The 21079-nt window shown below is 60.6% G+C and carries 14 protein-coding genes; 8 read left to right on the top strand and 6 right to left on the bottom strand.

From position 1 onward, the window contains the following. Positions 1-40 precede the first annotated feature (40 nt). Positions 41-931, top strand: a complete 891-nt coding sequence (locus tag H1B37_RS06575) for a hypothetical protein (protein ID WP_182865829.1) — start codon at positions 41-43, stop codon at positions 929-931. Between the two features lie 232 nt (positions 932-1163). Here the strand turns inward: H1B37_RS06575 and H1B37_RS06570 are convergent, their stop codons facing one another. Together H1B37_RS06570 and ftsH are read right to left on the bottom strand one after the other, a co-directional pair. Further along, positions 1164-2150 (bottom strand): SMP-30/gluconolactonase/LRE family protein, encoded by a 987-nt coding sequence (locus H1B37_RS06570; RefSeq protein WP_182865828.1) that lies wholly within the window; start codon positions 2148-2150, stop codon positions 1164-1166. Between the two features lie 28 nt (positions 2151-2178). Further along, positions 2179-4287, bottom strand: a complete 2109-nt coding sequence (gene ftsH / locus H1B37_RS06565) for an ATP-dependent zinc metalloprotease FtsH (protein WP_182865827.1) — start codon at positions 4285-4287, stop codon at positions 2179-2181. Between the two features lie 218 nt (positions 4288-4505). On the opposite strand from ftsH, the gene dxr reads away from it, so the two are divergent. The 3 genes from dxr to H1B37_RS06550 all read left to right on the top strand — a co-directional run bounded on the left by dxr (position 4506) and on the right by H1B37_RS06550 (position 9106). Continuing rightward, positions 4506-5768, top strand: coding sequence for a 1-deoxy-D-xylulose-5-phosphate reductoisomerase (dxr, locus tag H1B37_RS06560; protein ID WP_436298238.1), 1263 nt, complete (start codon positions 4506-4508; stop codon positions 5766-5768). Between the two features lie 18 nt (positions 5769-5786). Beyond that, positions 5787-7946, top strand: coding sequence for a site-2 protease family protein (locus H1B37_RS06555; RefSeq protein WP_182865825.1), 2160 nt, complete (start codon positions 5787-5789; stop codon positions 7944-7946). An 812-nt stretch (positions 7947-8758) separates the two neighbouring features. Continuing rightward, the gene (locus tag H1B37_RS06550) at positions 8759-9106 is read left to right on the top strand and encodes a hypothetical protein (protein ID WP_182865824.1); all 348 of its coding nucleotides are present in this window, start codon (positions 8759-8761) and stop codon (positions 9104-9106) included. Positions 9107-9444: 338 nt separating this feature from the next. Here the strand turns inward: H1B37_RS06550 and H1B37_RS06545 are convergent, their stop codons facing one another. Both H1B37_RS06545 and gnd read right to left on the bottom strand, forming a co-directional pair. Further along, the gene (locus H1B37_RS06545; protein WP_182865823.1) at positions 9445-10539 is read right to left on the bottom strand and encodes a molybdopterin-binding domain-containing protein; all 1095 of its coding nucleotides are present in this window, start codon (positions 10537-10539) and stop codon (positions 9445-9447) included. A 40-nt stretch (positions 10540-10579) separates the two neighbouring features. Continuing rightward, positions 10580-12058 (bottom strand): decarboxylating NADP(+)-dependent phosphogluconate dehydrogenase, encoded by a 1479-nt coding sequence (gene gnd / locus H1B37_RS06540; RefSeq protein WP_182865822.1) that lies wholly within the window; start codon positions 12056-12058, stop codon positions 10580-10582. Between the two features lie 405 nt (positions 12059-12463). Here gnd and H1B37_RS06535 point away from each other — a divergent pair, with 405 nt between their 5' ends. The 4 genes from H1B37_RS06535 to H1B37_RS06520 all read left to right on the top strand — a co-directional run bounded on the left by H1B37_RS06535 (position 12464) and on the right by H1B37_RS06520 (position 18634). Continuing rightward, a complete protein-coding gene (locus H1B37_RS06535; RefSeq protein WP_182865821.1) occupies positions 12464-13861 on the top strand; it encodes a DUF1598 domain-containing protein in 1398 nt (465 codons plus the stop codon). A 107-nt stretch (positions 13862-13968) separates the two neighbouring features. Continuing rightward, a complete protein-coding gene (locus H1B37_RS06530; protein ID WP_182865820.1) occupies positions 13969-14763 on the top strand; it encodes an arginyltransferase in 795 nt (264 codons plus the stop codon). 241 nt (positions 14764-15004) lie between these two features. Then, positions 15005-16759 (top strand): DUF1598 domain-containing protein, encoded by a 1755-nt coding sequence (locus H1B37_RS06525; protein WP_182865819.1) that lies wholly within the window; start codon positions 15005-15007, stop codon positions 16757-16759. A gap of 78 nt (positions 16760-16837) precedes the next feature. Further along, complete coding sequence (locus H1B37_RS06520) at positions 16838-18634, top strand: di-heme oxidoredictase family protein (protein WP_182865818.1); 1797 nt, start codon at positions 16838-16840, stop codon at positions 18632-18634. 356 nt (positions 18635-18990) lie between these two features. Here the strand turns inward: H1B37_RS06520 and H1B37_RS06515 are convergent, their stop codons facing one another. Both H1B37_RS06515 and H1B37_RS06510 read right to left on the bottom strand, forming a co-directional pair. After that, on the bottom strand, positions 18991-20040 hold the full coding sequence (locus H1B37_RS06515; RefSeq protein ID WP_182865817.1) for a threonine aldolase family protein: 1050 nt from the start codon (positions 20038-20040) through the stop codon (positions 18991-18993). Between the two features lie 27 nt (positions 20041-20067). Then, on the bottom strand, positions 20068-21066 hold the full coding sequence (locus tag H1B37_RS06510) for a zinc-dependent peptidase (RefSeq protein WP_182865816.1): 999 nt from the start codon (positions 21064-21066) through the stop codon (positions 20068-20070). Positions 21067-21079 lie beyond the last annotated feature (13 nt).

Raw genomic sequence — 21079 nt, 5'->3', positions numbered from 1 at the left:
CCCAAGCAGCCGTTCGCCGAGAAAGTGGATCTGGTGGACGGTGTTGACGTTGCTGGTTTTCGGGCTGCCCCAATGCAGTTTGCTGGTCACGAAAATCATGGCCTGGATTCCGCTGGGGAATAGTCTGGACACGACGATCGAAATCGCGGTCAGTTACGCGATTTTAGGCTTTTCGACGGCGCTGTTGTGCTCTCCCGGTCTGGCGATCTTGGCGGCGATTTTTCTGCGTGCCGGCAGCGGCACGAAGCGTTGGGCGATGGCGATGGGTTACGTGGTCATCCACTGTATGGTGACGGGGGGGGTGATGGTGGTCACTGAACGCCGCTGGGTCACACACGCGATGATGTATGAAGCGGACTACGGACGCATCATTGGCCATCTCATCCTGGCTCCGGCACTCTCGTTCGCGTCGGTCGTCCCCGCCGCGGCGATGCAGTACTATCGCGGATGGACGATCAAGATTGGTCTACAGGAAATGAACAGACCGCGAGCAAGCTTGATCGGGCTGATGGAATGGGTGCTCGTGAGCGCCTTGTTTTTCACCCTCGCTCGCTTGTCGTTTGCAGCCAGCTATCAGTCCAACGCCTTAGCGTTCTTCTATGAAACTTTGGTGGTCGTCTTGCCGTCGGTTGGCGTCGGCATCGTGACGCTGCTGTTGTTCCTTGGGGGCCTGAGCGACGGTAGGTCACGGGGCGGCTTTCGACGCTTTCTGTTGATCGCGTTGATCCAAGTTGCCGTTTTTGCCATCGGCTTCATTGCGCTGCAGATGAAGACTCCGGCGCTGGGGCTGCATTGGAATCTGCAGTGCGCCGTCGCACCCCTGTCGACTTGCTTGACCGGAACCGTGATCGCAGGCAGTGTGGTCGTTTGCCTGCGGCGGATCGGTTATCGGTTGTATTCCAGAGGTGAGTTGCGCCGCCGAACTGCGTGAGAGCGGGCGAGGCAATTCGGCATGATTTGCACGCGCCCACGCGGACGGGCGAGTTTCGTAGCCGATGCGGAAAACGGGTAAGAAGATTTCGGAGGTAAGAAAATTGTGAGATGTACGTCCGAACCGAGATCAGCAATTTTCCTACCTCCAAAATCTTCTTACCTCTCCCCTTCCTGTCACGTTTGGAAGATGCAGGAAAGGGATGGCAGAATGATTCGGGGCGGCATGATGTTTACTTCATCTTGACGCGGCACAGGAAGTTGTCCGCGGTGATGTACAGGTAGGCTTCTTCGCTGTCGAAGGTACAGTTGCTGACGCGTCCGCCGGTGATCATGCGTCCGATCAGTTTGCCATCGGCGGTGAGCACATAGATCGCACCGGGGCCGCTGCCGAAAATCGTGCCGTCTTTTTTGATGGTCATCCCATCGGGAAGCCCTGGATAGTCCTTCATTGCTGCTTTGGCATCGTGCAGCACTTTCCCTTCGCCCAGATTTCCGTCGTCGCCGATCGGGAACGCCATCCAGATCGGTCGGCCGGGATCGCTTTGCGCGACGTACAGCGTCTTTTCATCCGGCGACAACCCGATCCCGTTGGGGCGTGTCATCTCTTTGGTCAACAACGTCAACGTACCGTCGGTCGCGAGCCGATAGACGCCACAGAAATCCAGTTCGCGACGCGGATCATCGGCGCGTTCGGGCAAACCGTAGGGTGGATCGGTGAAGTACAGGTTGCCCGATTTGTCGAACGTCAAATCATTGGGGCTGTTCAGTCGTTTGCCCTGGTAGCGATCGGCCAGTGTCAGTTTTCCGCCGCCGCGGGTCAGCACGGAGACGCGGCGATCGCCGTGTTCGCACATCGTCAAACGATGCTGGGGATCAAGCGTCAATCCGTTCGACCCGGGTTCCAATCCGTAGTAGCTGACCCCGGTGTAGCCACTCGGTCGCATGAACAATTCCACGCCGCGGGACTGGGACCAGCGGAAAATGCTGTTGCGAGGAATGTCCGAAAACAGCAGGTGCCCGCCTCCATCGTCGGTGATCCAAACCGGTCCCTCGGTCCAAGTGAATCCCCCCGCCAGCACCTCGATTTTGGTGCCGGCGTCGGCGTACTGTTCCATTTCCGGCGACAAGACTTCGATCTGGCCGATCGTGGACGGTGTTTGTGCGTCACCCAAGGAGGCGACCGCGAGCAGCAACAGCAAACTGATTGGTTTTCGCATGGAGTTGAATCAAATGAAGGGAAGAGCGTTATTCCGCGTCCTTCAGTGTATCCAAATCATTTTCCGGTTTGCGAATTTGTGCCCGAGGTTTTTCGGTAATGGTGCCGGGGACCAACCAGGGGCCGGTGGAATGTTCCTTGATGACTCGGAACAATTCGCTGTTGTCGATCGATTCGACTTCCAGCAACCGCTGCGTGATCGCTTCGAGCACTTCGCGGCGCTGGGTCAGGATCTCGCGGGTTTGCGTGAGCGCGTCTTCGACGATCCGCGACACTTCTTTGTCGATCAACTTGGCCGTGTCTTCGCCATAGGTCATGCTGTGTCCGTTTCCGCCACCGCCGGCCAGGAACGGCGATCCGGTGCTGTGGCGATAATTGATCCGCCCCAGCCGGCTCATGCCGAAATCCATCACCATGCTGCGGGCGATTTCGGTGCAGCGTTCCAAGTCGTTCTGGGCTCCGGTGCTGATGTCTTGCAGCACCATTTCTTCGGCCAGCGTGCCGGCCAACAGGACCTTCATCCGGCTTTCCAATTCCAGTTTGGTCATCAGGTAGCGTTCGGAGTCGGGGCGCTGCATGGTGTACCCCAGTGCGGCGAACCCGCGTGGGATGATGCTGACCTTGTGGACCGGATCGGTGTTGGGCAGTGCGGCGGCGACGAGCGCGTGGGCGGCTTCGTGATAGGCCACGCGGATCTTTTCGTCCTCGTTCATCACGCGGTTCTTCTTTTCCAACCCCGCGGTGACTCGATCGACCGCTTCGTCAAACTCGGTCGTGCTGACGGCGGACTTGTCGGCCCGCGCGGCCAGCAGTGCGGCTTCGTTGACCAGGTTGGCCAAGTCCGCACCGACAAAGCCGCTGGTGATCGAGGCGATGTGACGCAGGTCAACTTCGTCGTCCAATTTCACGCTGCGGACGTGGACTTTCAGGATCGCTTCGCGTCCGGCCACGTCGGGACGATCGACCAGCACTTGGCGGTCGAACCGTCCGGGCCGCAACAGCGCCGGGTCCAACGTTTCGGGACGGTTGGTCGCGGCGACCACGATCACGCCGTTGTTGGAATCGAACCCGTCCATTTCCACCAGCAGCGCGTTGAGCGTTTGTTCGCGTTCGTCGTGCCCGCCGACGACGCTGCCCGAGCGGCTTTTACCGAGGGCGTCCAGTTCGTCGATAAAGATGATGCACGGCGCGCGGCTGGTCGCTTGTTGGAACATGTCGCGGACGCGTGCGGCCCCGACCCCGACGAACATCTCCACGAAATCGCTGCCGGACAGACTGAAGAACGGCACCCCGGCTTCACCGGCGATCGCTTTGGCCAACAGGGTTTTCCCGGTTCCGGGCGGACCGACCAGCAACACGCCTTTGGGGATACGGCCGCCGAGTGCCTGGTATTTTTCGCTGTTCTTGAGAAAGTCGACGATCTCACGGACTTCTTCCACCGCTTCGTCGATCCCCGCCGCGTCTTCGAACGAGATCGACAGGTCTTCTTGGCCGTGCAACTTGCCGCGGCTGCGCGAGAAGGACATCGGCGAACCGACGCCGCCGATCCGCCGCAACATGATCACGCCGATGGCGATGATCGCTCCCAGCATGAACAGATTGAACCAGTTGTCCGCCAGCCAGCGATTGGGGCGTGCGTTGTCCCAGGTCACGCCGGAGTCACGCAAGATCTTGTCGAAGTAGGCGTCCTGCGTTTCGTTGACCACACGGACGGTTTCGAAATCGGTCCGCGTCGGCAAATTCTCCGGGTCGCTGGCCGCCTTGCTGCCCGAACCGAGGGAGCGATACATCACGGTGCCGGTGATTTTTTCGTCGCCGAGCAACACGAGTTGTAAATCAGAGAACTCCAGTTGGATCTTGGGGTCTTTCGGTGAATCGACGACGATTTTCGGCGTTTCCGCCTTGCCGCCTTCCTCTTCGATCTGCTTTTGTTTGGCGTGTTCGATCAGCAGTTTGGCCAAGTCGGGATAGCGCAGCGAGCGGCTGTTTTGCCCGAACAGCAGGGCGCTCATCATCACCGCCAAGATCACGCCGATGATGACCAGCCAGACGCCACCGGTCCGCGTTTCCCGCGATGGTGCGTCGCGTCGGTCATTTGGATCGTCGGAACCGCGATTGGATCGTTTATTGTCACTCATCAGAAATTGATATCAGCGTCGAAAAGTGGGAAAGACGTGATCGGGGCTCCCAGAAATTAATCGAATCCGTCCAGATCACACGCCATTGTTCGGTCCAATCGCCGATGGGACAACCCATTGCGGTCCGGGCGTGCGGCAAGGTCGGGTCGTAACAATCCGGCGGATCGTCCATGATAGGGGTTTCAAAGGATTCTACCGGAGCTGATGGAACCGTTGCCGTGACAAAATTCTCTACCGCCCCCCCCAGCCAGTCCGAATGGTCCGGCGATCGATCCGAACGATCGACGGTGAATGTTGCGGTCCTGGGGGCGACCGGCAGCATCGGCACGTCGACCGCCGAGGTGATCGCCCATTTGAATCAAATCGACCCGAAAAACGGCTGGCGGCTGTGGGCGGCCTCGGGGCACAGCAATCTGAAGGTGCTGGAGGATCTGGTCGGCCAGGCGGCACGCGACGGGGCAGCTCCACAGCGATTGATTTTTTCCGATCCGTCGGTGATTTCACCCCAGGCGGCTGCCGAGCGATTCGGACCGTTGGGGATCGATCGGGACGCCCTTCGCTTCGGGGCGGAACAATTGGTCGACGTGGCGCGGGATCCGCAGGTCGACGTCGTGGTTGCGGCGATCGTCGGCCGCGCCGGGTTGGAAAGCACGGTCGCGGCGGTCCAGGCGGGAAAGCGGGTGGCGCTGGCCAACAAAGAAACCCTGGTCGTCGCCGGGGGCCTGGTCAGCGAACAGGCCGCCGATTCGGGCGGGCAGTTGTTGCCGGTCGATAGCGAACATTCGGCGATCTGGCAGTGCATCGCGGATTCGCCGAGTCCCTCCAAGCGATTGATTCTGACCGCCAGCGGGGGACCGTTTCGATCGGCCAGTGCCGCGGAGATGCGGGATGCCACTCCGGAGGACGCGCTCGCGCACCCCACTTGGCAGATGGGGCGGAAAATCTCGATCGATTCGGCGACGATGATGAACAAAGCGCTGGAGATCATCGAGGCGCGGTGGCTGTTTGACGTTTCAGCCGATCAGATCGAGGTGATGATCCATCCCCAATCGGTCATCCACTCGATGGTGGAGTTTCAGGACGGGTCGGTGTTGGCCCAGCTGAGCCCGCCAGACATGCGATTGCCGATCCAGTATGCTTTGACGCACCCCCGACGTCTGGCCTGTCCGGCCCCGTCGCTGGATCGCCGCCAGAGCTGGGATTTGAGTCTCCAGCCGGCGGATTTGGAGCGATTTCCCGCCTTGACACTCGGTTTTGAGGTCGCCCGAGTCGGTGGAACTGCCGGTGCGGTGGTCAACGCCGCCAATGAAGTGGCGGTCGGTCTGTTCTTGAGCGGCGAAATTCGGTTTACTGACATAGTTCCCCTGTGCCAAAAAACCCTCGAAAATCACACCTTCGAGCAACGGCCCTGCTTGGCCCGTTTATTGGAACTCGACCACTGGGCTCGCCAAGAAGCGCGGCGCTGTGCCGAACGCCTTTAGTCCCCTCCCTTTGAATACATGAACGATATGATCAGCGACCTGTTCCTCCTCATTGCCCAATCCGAGCCGGATGGTCTGATGGCGCTGGGAGGTAGTATCCTGCTCTGGACGCGGGTGGCGCTGGGCATCGGCCTGGTCATCTTTGTCCACGAACTCGGTCACTTTGTCGCTGCCAAGACCTTCGGCGTGAAATGCGAAAAGTTTTACGTCGGATTTGACCCGCCGTTGAAGATCGGTCCGATCAAGCTGCCTTCGACGCTGGGCAAGTTCACTTACGGAGAGACCGAATACGGAATCGGGATCATTCCGCTGGGCGGCTACGTCAAAATGCTGGGTCAGGATGACGACCCGCGAAAGATGAAAGACGAAGCGGCCCGGGCGCGACAACTGTCCGGTGATGCCGAATCCGACGAGGAGGAAGACGAGATCGACGGCCAGACCGCCAAGGCTTCGGCAGACGAGTTGGCGGAATTGGATCCCCGCAGTTTGCCCGCCAAACCGGTCTGGCAGCGCATGATCATCATGAGCGCAGGCGTGTTCATGAACGTCGTGACCGGCGCGATGTTCGCCGCCGCCGCGTTCTTCTATGGCGTTCCGTACACCCCGGCTGTGATCGGTGGCGTCACCCCCGGCGGGCCCGCGTGGCAAGCCGGCATTGATCCCGGCGGACAAGTCGTCAGTGTCGATGGCATGGACGACGCTCAAATGCACTTTCGCGAGATGCGTTCGGCGATTCTGCATGCGGGTTTGGAAACGCCGGATCGCCCCATTCCATTGACCGTCTCGTTTGGCGACCGCAACGTCCAATACGAACTGGTTACGCAACCGCATCCGTTGCAAAAGCGATTCCGGATGATCGGGATCACCAGCCCGACCTCGACGACATTGAGCGAATCGGAAAATGCGGCACCGCGAAGTGTCGCCGCGTCGGTGCTGACCGAAGCCGACCTTGGCGCCACGATCGTCTCGTTTGACGGGACGGAAATCGACGAAACGGCGATGGTGCCCGGGACGCCGTTTTTTGATTACTTGAACACTCATCCCGACAAGACCATCAGCATCGGGCTGCGCCGCACCGACGGCAGCACTCACCAGATCGAACTGCCGCCGCAACCCTCCAAGTGGGTCGGAATTCGAACGGCCGTCGGTCCGGTGTCCGCCTTGGTGACCAACGGTCCGGCCGAACAAGCCGGCATGCAAGTCGGGGACGTGATCGAGGCGGTCGGGGATCTGAAATCACCCGACGCCGAGGAACTCGTGTTGGCGCTGGCACCTCGCCAGCCGGTCGTGTTCTCGGTGCGTCGCGGCGATGAAACGCTGGACATCGAAATCACCCCCGATGACTCCCCACAAACCCTCTCGCCGACCTACGGCACCGGCGACAAGGCGTCGGTCAATGCCTACGGTTTCGCGTTCGACATGCCGGCCGTGGTGGACGCGTTCAGCAAAGACCAGCTGGTCAAAGGCGACCCGCTCGAGCCGACCGACGAACTGAAAAGCATCACGCTGTTACAAACCAACGAGTACCCGGACGAATTTAAATCGGGCCCCTTGGCTGACTTGGTCACCGAACTGTCCAAGGGATGGAAATTTGACGAGGTCCAAACGGCGACCGGGTTCTTCGAATCGATCCAGTCGCTGCCCGAGGGGACGGAATTCAAAGTCCTGGCCGAACGGGCCGAAACCGGTGTGATCGTCGAATCGGTCGTCAAACTGGCCGCCGATCAACGTGTCCGGTTCGAACGTGGATTGGGGCTGGTCGCGTCCGAGCAGATTCAAACCGCCGGATCGATCAAAGAAGCGTCGGTGCTGGGGATTCGCGAGTGCCGGCGTCGACTGGGTGAAGTTTTCCGATTCCTGAACATGTTGGTCCACGGCAGCGTCAGCAAAGACCAAGTCGGCGGTCCGATCCGAATTTTCCAAGTCGCCGGCAGCGAAGCCGAGCGGGGAGTTTCGGCGCAACTGTTGTTCTTGACGATGTTGAGCATGAACTTGGCGGTGCTGAATTTCTTGCCGATTCCGGTGTTGGACGGTGGTCACATGGTTTTTTTGATCTGCGAAGCGATCATGGGACGGCGTGTGAACGAAGAGCTGGAGATGCGGTTGACGCTCGTCGGCGGGATCATGCTGTTGGCGCTGATGGTGTTCGTGTTCTTCAATGATTTGATCAACATCTAGAGACCGTCCGGCTTAGGGCGATCACTTTTCTGGGGGACGATGGCCCGTCCGGGCCGTCGCCTGTGGGGCTCGACGCGACGACCCAGAAAGGACGTCGTACAGGCTCCGCCACCTGATCGGCATGATCATTCGGATGTTGGGAGTCCTTGTTGTTGGCAAGACGAATGGACTCGTCGCTTCGTCCTCTACAGGGAAGTCGTCCACTACGGGAAAACTGAGCAACGACGGCCCGGAAAGGCCATCGAACCGGTAGGGCGGCGTTCTGCATCTGCCGCCTTTAACGGCGCGAGCGGACGCAACGGTCGACTTCAACATGCCTGTTGCGAGAGTCCTTCACGTTGCGAGCGTGGTTCATGTTGAGCGTGTCCGTCGCGGATGCGCGGGCGGCTGTTTGGGGCTGACCACACATTCACACCAGTTTCTTGCACGGGGCCCGCGGGGGCGTCGATATGACAGTTGTTCGATTAACCCTCGAATCGATTTTCAACTGACGACCCTCCCTCCCTAAGTCGGTTGAGATCGCGGCGCATCGGAGCATCGACGTCTGCCGTCCTGACCCCAAAACTGTCTCATCAGGCCCAGTCGCTAGGATTGGAACGGAGAGAGTTGGGCAGACGTCGCTGCTCGCCCGCGATCCCATCCAACGAATCAACTTGCCGTGCTGACCACCTCCCCACAGGTCACCGCTCGCTGATCCTTCCCCGAGGGCTCTGATGGTGAATGCGCAACCTCTCCCCTGCGCCGCGCGATTTTCGGGTCGATCGATGACTTCCCAGTCCGATCCAAGCGCCACTCCCTTTTAAGGAGGCACCATGGCCAAAAAAGACACCTACCGCGTGGTCACGCGCGGTCATGATGGTTCGTTGATGATTTCCGATTATCCCTCCATCGACCCGCTGATGCAGTCGCATCAACAGATCGGCATCGATGATTGCAGCACCGACCTGGCGCTCCGCGGGATGCCCGTGTTTCGCGGCCTGATCGGCCCGATGCCCGAAGGCAAGAACATCGTGCGTTATGAAACGCCCGAAGTGTTTGAAGTCCTGACGAAAGAATGGATGAATGCCAAACCTCGTAAGCGACGGCGCCGCACCGCCGCGCAAATCGCCGAAGAAGCCGCGCTGGCGTTGGAGCTGGAATCGCAAATGGCGTCGTCGTAGACGCTTCGAGTGCGAGTCGGTCCGTCGACCCAGCCTGCCAGAGGTCGTGCGGTTTTAAACCACTGAATTAACTGGCGATTACGACTCCACCCTTCCCCTGGGAGGGTCGCGGAGGAGTGAGCGCTCGGAGCGGGGAGGATTCACTGTGGCTCGAGTGTACTCAAGCACCACGATTCGACCCTCCCCTCGCTACGCTCGACCCTCCCTGTCAGGGAGGGTGAATTCATAAATTGATGCGTATGCCCCTCGCTGCGCTCGACCCTCCTGCCAGCAGGGTTAATCTGAAAAACCGCGCGACCTCTTCGGAGGAGCGTTTGGTCTTCTTCACAAAGAATTCCCTACACCGCGGCCAGCACTCGCTGGAGCACTTCGATGCGGCCGGGGTGCGATGACGTCGTCCAGCCGGCCAGCGGCAACGTGACCGAACCGTCGCCGCGAATCGTGGTGTCGGCGTGATGCACGCCGGGGACGGCGGCGGGCAAATAGGCCTGGGCGATCGATTCGCCGGGATCGGTCCCGCCGATTTGCAGCCGCACCGGCGTGACGTTTTCGGCCGTCGGCAGGCCGACGCGAATGTCGGGCATCGGCGACTGGGACAAATCTGACGGGGCGACGTGATTGTTGCGCCATCGCATCACGGTGTACAGGTTCTGGTCCGCGGTCAGCCGCAGCAGCGTGACACGTGAGACGATCGGAACGTCACCGTCATCCATCGGCAAGGCCGACTCGTTCCAGAGTGCGATCCACCGCAACAGCAACTCGCTGGCGATCGTTTCTTCGCCCGTTTGAAACGGCTGATCGCCGACCACAACCACGGTGGATCGGCTGTGCCGAAAATGCTCGTGCAGCCGGTCGGCCTCCGATGCAGACGCGCACAGCTCGTCCTCGCTGCCGGAAGTTTCCGTGCTCAGCAATTCGTGCAACCGCGAGAGCAGCGCGATGCCGGGCGCGGGCGTGTACTCGATCGCCAGCCCCGACTGGTTCAAACGCTCTTTCAATCGCGGCGTTGAATGGTCCAGATTGCCGATCACCCAGGCATATTCGGCGCGGCGGACCGCGTCGCCCAGCGTGGTGCCGAGCCATCCGTCGCGGGCGATCGTCTGGTCGAGTGCCCGAGCGGATGGGGAGCGATCGATCCGCAATTGGATCTGTCCCTGGTTGACCAACGTTTCGAGCGTTTTCGCTTCGGCGATCGTCGCCCCGTTGAAGTCGACGACCGGTTCGGTCGGTAGCGAAAGCGTTTGCCGCAACTGGTTCCAATCGACCGTCTCGATCGTCTGGGTTCCCAGTCTGGCCGCGGGTGGCCGGACGGCGGAGGTCAAGGCGACTTGTGCCAAATGGCACGGCACCTCGGTTTCTCCGCTGACGGGATCGACACGCAAGTCATCGCAACACAGCGGACAAAACGGACAGACGATCGGATCGTTGGGCATGATGCTCCCCGGGGGGAAGGGCTGTGGGAGGATTCCCCGGTTACGCCTTGGGGGTCTTGCGCAATTGCAACCACTCGCTGTGGAACGTGCCTTCCTTGTCGACCCGCTTGTAGGTGTGGGCGCCAAAGTAGTCGCGTTGGGCCTGCAACAAGTTGGCCGGCAAGCGAGCCATGCGGTAGCCGTCGTAGTAACACAGCGCGGTGCTGAATGCCGGCACGGGGATTCCCATCACCGAGGCGACCGCGACGACCTTGCGCCATTTTTCCTGGGCATTTTCGACGGCATCTTCGAAGTATTTGGCCAGCAACAGGTTTTCCAGCTTGGGATCGGCATCGAAGGCTTCTTTGATGCGGTCGAGGAACTGGGCGCGAATGATGCACCCGCCACGCCACAGCAGCGCGGCGGCACCGTAGTCCAGGTCCCAATTGTGTTCGTCCGAAGCGGCTTGCAGTTGGACAAAGCCCTGGGCATAGGAGACGATCTTCGACGCATAGAGGGCTTGGCGAACGGCTTCGATGAATTCGGCTCGATCACCGACCAGCGATTGGGCGATCGCTCGCATTTCCGGGTTGGAGGATTCCGAGGGGCCGTTGAGCGTCTTGCTGGCTCGCACCCGGGCTTGTTTCTGGGCCGACAGTCCACGGGCGAAGACGGCGGTCGTGACCAGGGTGCTGGGGACGCCCAAGTCGAGCGCCAACTGGCTCATCCATTTTCCCGTGCCCTTGGCACCGGCGACGTCCATGATTTTGTCGACCAGGAAATCGTCGCCGCCCTGGTCGTCTTTGACGCTAAAGATGTCGCGGCTGATTTCGATCAGGTAGCTCTGCAGTTCGCCGTCGTTCCACTGGTCGAAAACGTCGTACAGTTCGTCGTTGCTCAAACCGCCCAGCTCGCGGAGCAACTGGTAGGCTTCGCAAATCAGTTGCATGTCGCCGTATTCGATGCCGTTGTGCACCATTTTGACGTAGTTGCCGGCACCACCGCTGCCCAACCATTCACAGCAGGGGATGTCGTTGTTGGGGCCGACCTTGGCGGCGATCGATTGGAACATTTCTTTGATGTGCGGCCAGGCTTCGGCCGATCCGCCGGGCATCAAACTGGGGCCTTTGAGCGCGCCCTCTTCGCCGCCGCTGACGCCGCATCCGACGTACAGCATCCCGGCCTCTTCGACCTGCTTGGTGCGTCGTTCGGTGTTCACGTAGTATTCGTTGCCGCCGTCGATGATGATGTCACCCGGTTCGCAATGGGGCAGCAGTTGCTCGATGATCGCGTCGACGGCCGGTCCGGCTTTGACCAGCATCATCAGTTTGCGGGGGCGTTTGACGGCTTTGACAAATTCCTCGATCGTGTGCGTGCCGACGAAGTTCTTGCCCTTGGCACGCCCGGCGATCAGTTCGTCGACCTTGCTGGTCGTGCGGTTGTACACGGCGACCTTGTACCCGCGACTTTCCACGTTCAGGGCCAAATTCTCGCCCATGACTGCTAGACCAATCAAACCGAAATCGCAATCGCCGCTCATGTTTACAAACTCATAGGGAAGGTGGTTTCCAGACCGTCAGGCCAGATTCTACGGCAGACCCAAAAAACCGGAAGGGCGGGGAAAAACCGGCGCGGCGGAAGGCTTGGAGAGCTAAGATAAAATCGATTCGGTATGGCGTTTGCACCGCCCTTGGGTGCGAAATCGAATCGGTCCCGACCGACCATCGAATCTTCCCGCCAGGGAGGGGTTCGTGACCAATGGAGACACCGATGCCCCCTCAGGGGCCGGTTGGGACGGCAGATTTGCATCAATTCCTATTCCCTCGCGGTAGTTTCTTGCCGATTCGGCCGCGACTGATTACTGTCAACAGCAAGTGACTTTTCCCCCGCGCCTTCACAACCAGCGCCCCCACACCCCGGCCGCGTTTTGAAATTGGTTTCACCGATGACACGTCTTTTCCGCTCCTTTTTGCTTGCCGCGCTCGCCGCAGCCTTCGTCACGTCTGGATCCGGCGTCTACGGCCAGAATAACGGCGGCGGTGGCGGCGACACGAACATTAACTTCGCCCAGCCGATCGCCGGCGTGGACATCGACGCCCAAGGCGTTTTGAAGGTCCGCCAATTCGATCCGCGTGTCGCCCGAGAGCGTCTGATGGCCGCTCGCCAGATGCGTGATAACGACCTGATGCGGGGCAGCAAACTGCGAAAGGTCTCGCTGCAACGCTTGGAAGCCGCACTCCAAGAGCAACTGGCCGCCGGCGGCGCGATCGGCGATGATTTGAAAGCCCTCGCAGGCCTGACCTCGATTCAGTACGTGTTCTATTACCCCGAAACCCGCGACATCGTGGTTGCCGGGCCGGCCGAAGGTTTTGTCGCCGACCCCACCGAACGCTACGTCGGCATCCAATCGGGCAAGCCCACCGTGTTGCTGGAAGACCTCGCGACCGCCCTGCGTGCCTATGCCCCCGGTCAACCTGCGACCGGCGTGATCAGCGTTTCGATCGATCCGACCCAGGAAGGCCTGCAGCGGATGCAGCAATTCCTCGCTTCGGTCCGCGGCCGTGTTCAACCGAGTGATGCGGCGCGTTTGGCGGCCGGATTGAAAAACAACCTGGGGCTGCAAGACGTCACGATTCGCGGGATCCCCACCGACACACACTTCGCCCGCGTGCTGGTCGAAGCGGACTATCGCATGAAACTGATCGGGATCGGGCTAGAGCGGTTGCCGATGCGATTCCAAAGCTATGTCGATCGGGCAAACCCGTCGGCGGTCGCGGCCAACGCCATGGAACGCTGGTATTTCCAACCCCGATACGACGGCATCGCGGTCAGCGAAGACGGTTTGGCGATGAAGATCAACGAGCGTGGCGTCGAACTGGTGGGTGAAAACGAACGGGTCGCAGGCGGAAAACGCACGATCACCCGTCGCGTCAACAAAGCCAGCCAAGCGTTCTGCCAAGAGTTCACCAACAAGTTCCCGGCGATCGCCGATCAGGTGCGAGTCTATGCCGAATTGCGTCAGCTGATGGACATTTCGATCGCGGCGGCCTACATCCAGCAACAAGATTTCTACGGCCAAGCGGAATGGGCGATGCCGGTTCTGGGTAACGAATCGGCTCTGGCCGTCCAAACCTACACCGCACCGGAACAGGTCGAGACGGCCGTCAATGCGGTTTGGCGAGGCAACACGTTGATGACGCCCCTGGGCGGCGGCGTGCAAATGATGCCCCGCAAAGCACTCGCCAAAGAGACGTTGGTGGTGGATCGTGAAGGCCGAAACAACGAAATCAAACAGTCCGCCGGCCCGTCCGATTTGAAGGACGGCCAATGGTGGTGGGACTGATCCATTCGCACAACTCATCGGCCGCGACGCAGCAAATTTGTGTCGCCACCACGAAATCACGCTACACTGGCCGTCGGGAAACAGCTTCTCGCGGCCAGTGTTTTTTTATGAAATACGAGTCACCCTCGAAATCGTCCGAGTCGATCAATCGGCTCGACGCCAGCGAACAGGACCTCGCCAAGAAGGGCTTGGTCGTCGTCTACGACTCGCTGCAGGAGTGCCCGTATCTGGACGGAAAAGTGGCGCGGATGCCGCTGGAGTATCCCAAACGCCGGGTTTCGCCGGACGACCTGGATCGGCTGTTGCGACTCGGTTACCGTCGCGCCGGAACGATGCTGTACCGGACCCAGTGCCCGGATTGCGACGAGTGCATTGCGACCCGCGTGGACGTGCGACAATTTCGGTGGACCCGTTCGATGAAACGGATCCTCAATCGGTCCGATCGGGAATTGGAGGTCGGCTGGGGCAGGGTGCAGATCGATCCGGAGCGGTTACGGCTGTTCAATGATCACCGTGCGGCGCGACAGCTTTCACGACGGGGACCGGCGGATTTGGCCGATTACCACGAGTTTCTGGTCGCGACCTGTGTCGAGACTGCGGAATTGACGTTTCGAATCGATGGGAAACTGGTCGGAATCTCGATCGTCGATCTGGGACGCCACTCGCTCAACGCCGTCTACACCCACTTTGACCCCGCCTTTGGACGCTATTGCATCGGCACGCTGGCGGTGCTCAAGCAGATCCAGTGGGCCTTGGAAACCGATCGAAGGTACGTGTATTTGGGGCTGTTTGTCGCCGAAAACCGTCACCTGAACTACAAAGAACGGTTCCGGCCCCAGCAACGACTTTTGGACGGCGTTTGGCAGACGGTCCCGGAGGCCAACGGCCCTGGTGCAGTTTGAGGCATGTTGCAAATCAATACACGCGTGCTGCAGCATTTTGCTACGCTTGTCCGCTGCGAGATCAAGCGTTTGTGGCCGATTCGGAAAAATCCGTCATTGGCATGCTTTTTTCATATCGGGCTGGTGGTGAAGGAAGTTCCCGGCAACTGCAGACCGAAAAAGGCGACGTTAATATCTGCCCAATGGCGAGAGCCTTCGGGTTTCCGGAGCCACCACAACCAACCCCGTCAGGAAATACGTGATGAGTCGACCCCATCGCCTTGCGAGTTCGGTTTCCAGCGTTGCAATCACGATTGCCGTGTTCATGTCGATCGCTGATCAAGGTTGCTGGGCAGCCCCACCGGCGGATTCAGTCTCGGCAGGATCGGCCCCGGCGGATCAAGCAATCAAGGCCGGAGAATTCGCCGTCGCCAAATCGCTGCCCCCGGCGACCCTGCCCGGTGCGCGTGACCGTTTGCTGGCCCAGGTCGCGACCGCCCAATCCCTTTCGGGCGAATCGTCGGCCGCCGCCGCCACGGTGCGACAGATCGAAACACCGGCCGATCGCCAACACGTCCTCGACAACTCGCTGGGAGCCGTGCGGGACGCAAACGCACAAGGCGGAGGTGCGTTTGCCGATTTCGATTCGCTGATGAATCTGATCGAAACCACCGTCGTCCCCGACACCTGGGAAGCGCTCGGCGGCAACAGCACGATGGCTCCGTATCCTCAAGGGGTCTACGTGGATGCGGCCGGGACGGTTGAAATGGCCCCGTTGCCCAGTGAGGATCAATCGCTGGCCAAGGGAGCGATCGCCAACCTGGATGCACTGTTGGCCGCCGATCTGAACTCCCAAGCCCGAGACTGGCGTGCCCCGTCGCCGATGCGCTGCGTTTCGTTGCGACGATTGCGAGACGAAATCACAACGCGGCGAATGAGCGGCGTGCCGCTGGGCGACAGTCTGTTGCATCTGGCCGGCCTCTCGCGCGTTCAGTATTTAATCCTGACCGATGACGACATCGTTTTGGCGGCACCGACCAGCGGTATCGACATGGATCGTGGCTGGTATGTGGATCGCCAGTCGGGGCGAGCGACCTTGCGGAGCGATTTCCTGGCCCGCTGTCTGGCCGCCACCCAAGCCGGCACACCGTTCGGATGCACGATCGATCCGACGCCGACGGGAATGCAAGCGGCGATGCAGGTCGCCGACCAGATTCGTTCGGGCCAGATTCCGATCGGCAAGTCGGCGGAACAGCTGCGTCAGGCATTGGGCATGCAACGCGTCGAAGTGTTCGGCGCCGCCGGTGACACGTCGGTCGCGTTGCTGATGGTCGAAGCCGATCGACACATGAAACAATTGGCCTTGGGCCAGCAACCGATGCCCGAAGGCGTCGCCAATTACCTGGATGTGGTTGATGACTTCATCGACCAAGGCCCGCCCAACGGGTTGCTGTTGCGATTGTGGTTCACGGCTCACCGTCAATCGGTCCGCTGCGACGGCGAACGACGTGTTTTCGAGATTGCCGGCAACGCCGTTCGGTTGAGTGGTGAAAACCAACGGGCATTGGCCGACGGTGGACGGGGAGATGTCACCGGCGATCCGCGCAGCGCGCAGTTCGTCGCCGGGTTCAACCGAAACTGGGCGCGCATCCGTGACCAGTACCCGATCTATGGCGCGCTCGAATCGCTTTACCGTCTCGCGGCGGTTTCTCACTTGATCGACCGGTTCGGGGCCGAGACTGCGCATCGCGATCTGGCATTGGCGCTGGCATCCGAAGACGACGCGCGGGATTGGAATCTGCCGGCACCCAAACAGGTCGAATCAATTGCGACGATGCACACGGTTCGCAAAGGCAGCCAGCGACATCATGTGCTGTTGGCCAGCGGCGGCGTGTCGGTGGCGACCGACGCGACCGTCAAGTCAACCATCACGACCTACCCGACACTCCAGGCCCAAACGTCTTTGGCCAAACGACAACCGGTGGCGGTGAATCATTGGTGGTGGGACGGCCGGTAGGGCGACGGTGCGCGAAACGTTTCGTGGCGAGGGATCTACTTTTCTTTTCTGGCGGGGGCAACGATGTTGCAACAACGAATGGGTTCACGATGTGTCGGTGTCTTGATCTTGATCGCCGGCGCTGTTTCGCTGGTCGGGCAGTCGGTATCGGCGGTGTCGCCGGATGCGATCGCGGCCGGGCGGCAGCTGTTTGAAAAGAGCTGGTCGCCGCAGAACCCGGCGTTGATGGGCAACGACGGACTGGGACCGCTGTTCAACGGCCAATCCTGTGCGGTCTGTCACCGCCAGGGCGGCATCGGGGGCGCCGGTGAAGCCGAATTCAACGCCAAATCGATCAGCATCGAATCGATGCACGTCTCCGGCGGCCCGATCAACCCCGACGTCGTCCGCCAAGCGATCCGCGGTTTCCACCCGGGCTTCATCGATCCCCGCGCGGGAATCGTCAATTCGCTCTCGCTGGCACATCACGGCGGCACGTCGGCCTTCGCCGCCTCGCGCGACGCTTTCATGCAAAAAATCCCCGCCCTGTTCAGCGATAACGGCGGTTCGGTCAATGCCGCCGAAGTCCGACTGGCCAACGCGACCCCGATCTTGTACTCGTCGACCGACGGCAACTACCAAACGACCATCCGCGCCCGCATGTTCCAGCGAAACACCACGCCGCTGTTCGGTGCCGGGCTGATCGATCAAGTCACGGTCAAACAGCTGCGTGCGGTCGAACGAGAGCAGACCAAACACCCGGAAATCAGCGGCCGGCTTTCGACGTTGGCCAGCGGCGGCATCGGCCGGTTCGGCTGGCGCGGGAACGTGGAAACGCTGTTGGATTTTTGCGACCAGGCCTGTGCGGCCGAAGTCGGCCTGGAAACGCGCCGGATCAACCAACCCGCCGACCCAATGGCGCCGGCGTATCGTAACCCGACCTTCGATATCTCTGACTCGCAGATCAAAGCGATCGCCGCCTTCGTCGCCGGGTTGCCGGCACCGACGCGAGAGATTCCCCAAGACTCCGATCGACGCATGATGGCCGCACGCGGCGAACAACTCTTTGCCTCGGTCGGCTGTGCCGTCTGTCATCGCCCCACCCTTGGTCCGGCGGCGGGCATCTACAGCGACTTGCTGCTTCACGACATGGGGCCGAACTCCTACGACCTCAACCCGGCGGACCCCTACATCGTGCGTGCGACGCCGGTGACGCGGATGGATTTTGCCGTCGATTCCGAAACGTCCGTGTCCCGCACGATGGTCGATGACACCGTCATGGGAACCGCGTATTACGGCGGTAAGTATTCGATGGAGCCTGGGGCGACGTCCACCATTGCCGGACAGTCCTCCAGCGTCAATACGGCGACGTCCAAGTCCGCGATCCCCACTCGCCCCAGCGTCATGGTCTCACGCTATGAATATCGCTTCGAAGCCGCCCCCGTGCCGCCGATGACACTGCGATTCGTCAACGCCGAGAGTCAATCCAAGTCGTGGCAAACGACTAAGACCGACAGTCAGTTGGTCGAAAACCGAGTGAATCGCGCGAATCGAGAACGGACCGCTTCGGGACGCGATTCCTACACCACCGAGAACACGACGACGACGACTCACAACATTCGTCAGACCCGGACCGATTACACCCGCTTGCACCTGGAACCGACGTACTTCACCCAGGAATGGAGGACACCGCCGTTGTGGGGCGTGCGTGATTCGGCCCCCTACATGCACGACGGTCGCGCCGAAACCCTGCTCGAAGCGATCACCATGCACGACGGGGAATCCAAAGGCACGCGGGATCGGTTCTTGACGCTGTCGCTGGAAGATCGGCAGGCGGTGATCGAGTTCCTGAAGACGTTGGTCGCGCCGCCGAATGCGCCTCAGCCGGGGAGTTAGTTGGGAGTTGGGAGTTGGGAGTTGGGAGTTGGGAGTTGGGAGTTGGGAGTTGGGAGTTGGGAGTTGGGAGCGCCGGCTGCCCTCTCCGTCATTCTGCCCCGTATCATTCTGCCTCCCTATCGTTTTGCCCCTATCGTTTTGCTGGTCTGCGCGCTCGAACGGGGTTCCACGGGCCGCTCGCTTACCGGCCTGTTGATCTAATCAGCCGCACGGCGCTAGCCGCGGTTCTCGCCGCCGCAAAACCGGGGCTAACGCCCATCGGCTAATCGTTAGCTGTTTCATTTCGACTAAATCAACAGGCCGTAACGCTTCCCGCTGGCATTTCTGGTGATTGTTTTGCCGCCTGACGCCGTCGGTCACCCGACCAACGCGACGAACTGGTCGACATGATCGGTCGTGGTCGCAAACGAGGTCACCAGTCGGTACAACCCCTGGCCGGATTCCAGCTTGGATTCGAATTCCTCGGGGACCGGCCAGGGATAGAACCGTGCCCCCTGTTGTTTTAGCCGCTCGGCGGCGTCTTTGGGCATCGTGACGAACAGTTCGTTGGACTGGCATGGCCAGGCGACCGAAACGTGTGGCGAATTCGCCAGTCCCTCTGCCAATCGATCGGCCATCGCATTGGCGTGCCTTGCCAGCCGAATCCAAAGGTCGTCGTCCAGGTAGGCGTGGAATTGAGCCGCGATGAAGCGCGTTTTGGAAAACAGCTGCGCGGCGCGTTTCCGAATGAACGGCAGTTGTTTGGCCCTGGCGGGATCAAAAAAGACGAGCGCTTCGGCACACCAGCAACCATTCTTGGTCGCCCCGAACGACAGCACGTCGACACCGCTTTTCCAGGTCATTTCGGCCGGCGTCGATGCCAGCCGAACCATGGCGTTGGCAAATCGCGCCCCATCCATGTGCAGCGGCAATCCGAAGGCATGGGTGTGTTCGGCGATCGCCTGGACTTCGGCGTTGCTGTAGACCGTCCCGACCTCGGTCGCTTGTGTCATGCTGACGGCCATCGGTTGGCCGTGGTGGACGAATTCGGGATCAAAGCGTTCCAACCCACGACGCAGCGCGGCGGGATCGATTTTTCCCAAGGGGCCATCGATCGGGGCCAGCCGTGCGCCGGAGGTAAAGAATTCTGGCGCCCCGCATTCGTCTTCGATCAAGTGGGCTTCGCGATGACAGAGGACAAATCCGCCGGGGCGATTAACGGCCGAGAGCGCCAGTGAGTTCGCCGCCGTTCCGGTACCTACGAAAAAGACGGCGACTTCACGTTCGAACAATTCATTGAACCGCTGTTCGAGTTGTCGGTCCAGGTCGCTGGCCCCGTAGGCGGGCGAGAAGCCTTCGGAGTGGCGTTGCAAGGAGGCGGCGATTTCGTCGGCCGCGCCGGCCCAATTGTCGCTGGCAAAAAACATTGCGTGCAGGTCGGTAAAGAAAGGGAACTAGGGTCGTGACATTCGTTTCCGCCGGCAGCAGTGTTTGTACTTTTTGCCGCTGCCACAAGGGCACTTGGCATTCCGCCTCACCCGCTTGGGCCGCCGCGTGACACCGGCCAGAAAGCTGCGTGTGTTTTGACGATACATCTGTTGCATCATCTCATAGATCTTCGGCGCCTTGGACTGCAGCACCTCGGGGGCCTCAAAGAAGTACTCCGAGAGGACCGCGAAGTACTCTGCTTCATTGGTGTAGGCGTATTGATCGATGTGGTGTCGGCCCTCGGGTTTGTTCTTCAGCTCTTCGCCGATCCACTGAATCCAGGGGCCGATGGTCGCCAGGCTCGCTCCCGGCGGCAGCCCATCGACGCTGCCGTCGGCCTTGTCGACCAGGTGTGCAAATTCGTGGATGCCGACGTTGCGTTTGTCGTCGGGGTTTCTAAATCCCGCTATCAGATCGGGTTTGGACAAAATCATCACGCCGCTCAAATGGCCCACGCCGATCATGCCCAACGTCCGCCGGTCGACGTCGTCGTGTTCCCCCGAGGTGCTGTAATCGTCGCCGAACGCACTCGGATAGATCAGCACTTCGCCTAGTCCCGCGTATTCCCAATCATCGAATCCGAACACCGGGATGATCGCACTGGCGGCGACCAGGGCGCGCGTGGTGTCATCGACGTCGGTGCGGATGCCCGTGATCGGGGTTTCGTCCAGAAAGATTTTCACCAGATTGCGAAACCGTTCCCGTCCGGCATCGTCCAGGGCACGGTAGTAGGCGACGTCGTGGACGAGCGCGGTTTCTAGTTCCGCGGGAAAAGGCTCGGCCATCACCCGCAGCCGACGCACGGTTCTGCGCCGCCACCACCAATACGCCAGCGGCGCCAACGGCAGCCCGATCAATCCGAGCGGTGATTTCAGCGACAACAGCAGTGACGCGCCGCCGATCAGGACCGAGATGACGAGTGCCAGACGCCGGTTGGAGCGATCGGATCGTGCGGTTTCGAGCATCGGGTTGCTGTGA

Origin of the sequence: Stieleria mannarensis (assembly GCF_014154935.1) — a bacterium.
Taxonomy (GTDB): Bacteria; Planctomycetota; Planctomycetia; order Pirellulales; family Pirellulaceae; genus Stieleria; species Stieleria mannarensis.
The sequence above is the reverse complement of the archived record's forward strand: the minus strand, read 5'-3'. Positions and strand labels throughout refer to the sequence as shown.

Coding starts and splice junctions, on each gene's coding strand:
- H1B37_RS06570 (WP_182865828.1), bottom strand. CDS start 2,150: ATGCGAAAACCAATCAGTTTGCTGTTGCTGCTCGCGGTCGCCTCCTTG.
- ftsH (WP_182865827.1), bottom strand. CDS start 4,287: ATGAGTGACAATAAACGATCCAATCGCGGTTCCGACGATCCAAATGAC.
- H1B37_RS06555 (WP_182865825.1), top strand. CDS start 5,787: ATGAACGATATGATCAGCGACCTGTTCCTCCTCATTGCCCAATCCGAG.
- H1B37_RS06550 (WP_182865824.1), top strand. CDS start 8,759: ATGGCCAAAAAAGACACCTACCGCGTGGTCACGCGCGGTCATGATGGT.
- H1B37_RS06545 (WP_182865823.1), bottom strand. CDS start 10,539: ATGCCCAACGATCCGATCGTCTGTCCGTTTTGTCCGCTGTGTTGCGAT.
- gnd (WP_182865822.1), bottom strand. CDS start 12,058: ATGAGCGGCGATTGCGATTTCGGTTTGATTGGTCTAGCAGTCATGGGC.
- H1B37_RS06535 (WP_182865821.1), top strand. CDS start 12,464: ATGACACGTCTTTTCCGCTCCTTTTTGCTTGCCGCGCTCGCCGCAGCC.
- H1B37_RS06530 (WP_182865820.1), top strand. CDS start 13,969: ATGAAATACGAGTCACCCTCGAAATCGTCCGAGTCGATCAATCGGCTC.
- H1B37_RS06525 (WP_182865819.1), top strand. CDS start 15,005: ATGAGTCGACCCCATCGCCTTGCGAGTTCGGTTTCCAGCGTTGCAATC.
- H1B37_RS06520 (WP_182865818.1), top strand. CDS start 16,838: ATGGGTTCACGATGTGTCGGTGTCTTGATCTTGATCGCCGGCGCTGTT.
- H1B37_RS06515 (WP_182865817.1), bottom strand. CDS start 20,040: ATGTTTTTTGCCAGCGACAATTGGGCCGGCGCGGCCGACGAAATCGCC.
- H1B37_RS06510 (WP_182865816.1), bottom strand. CDS start 21,066: ATGCTCGAAACCGCACGATCCGATCGCTCCAACCGGCGTCTGGCACTC.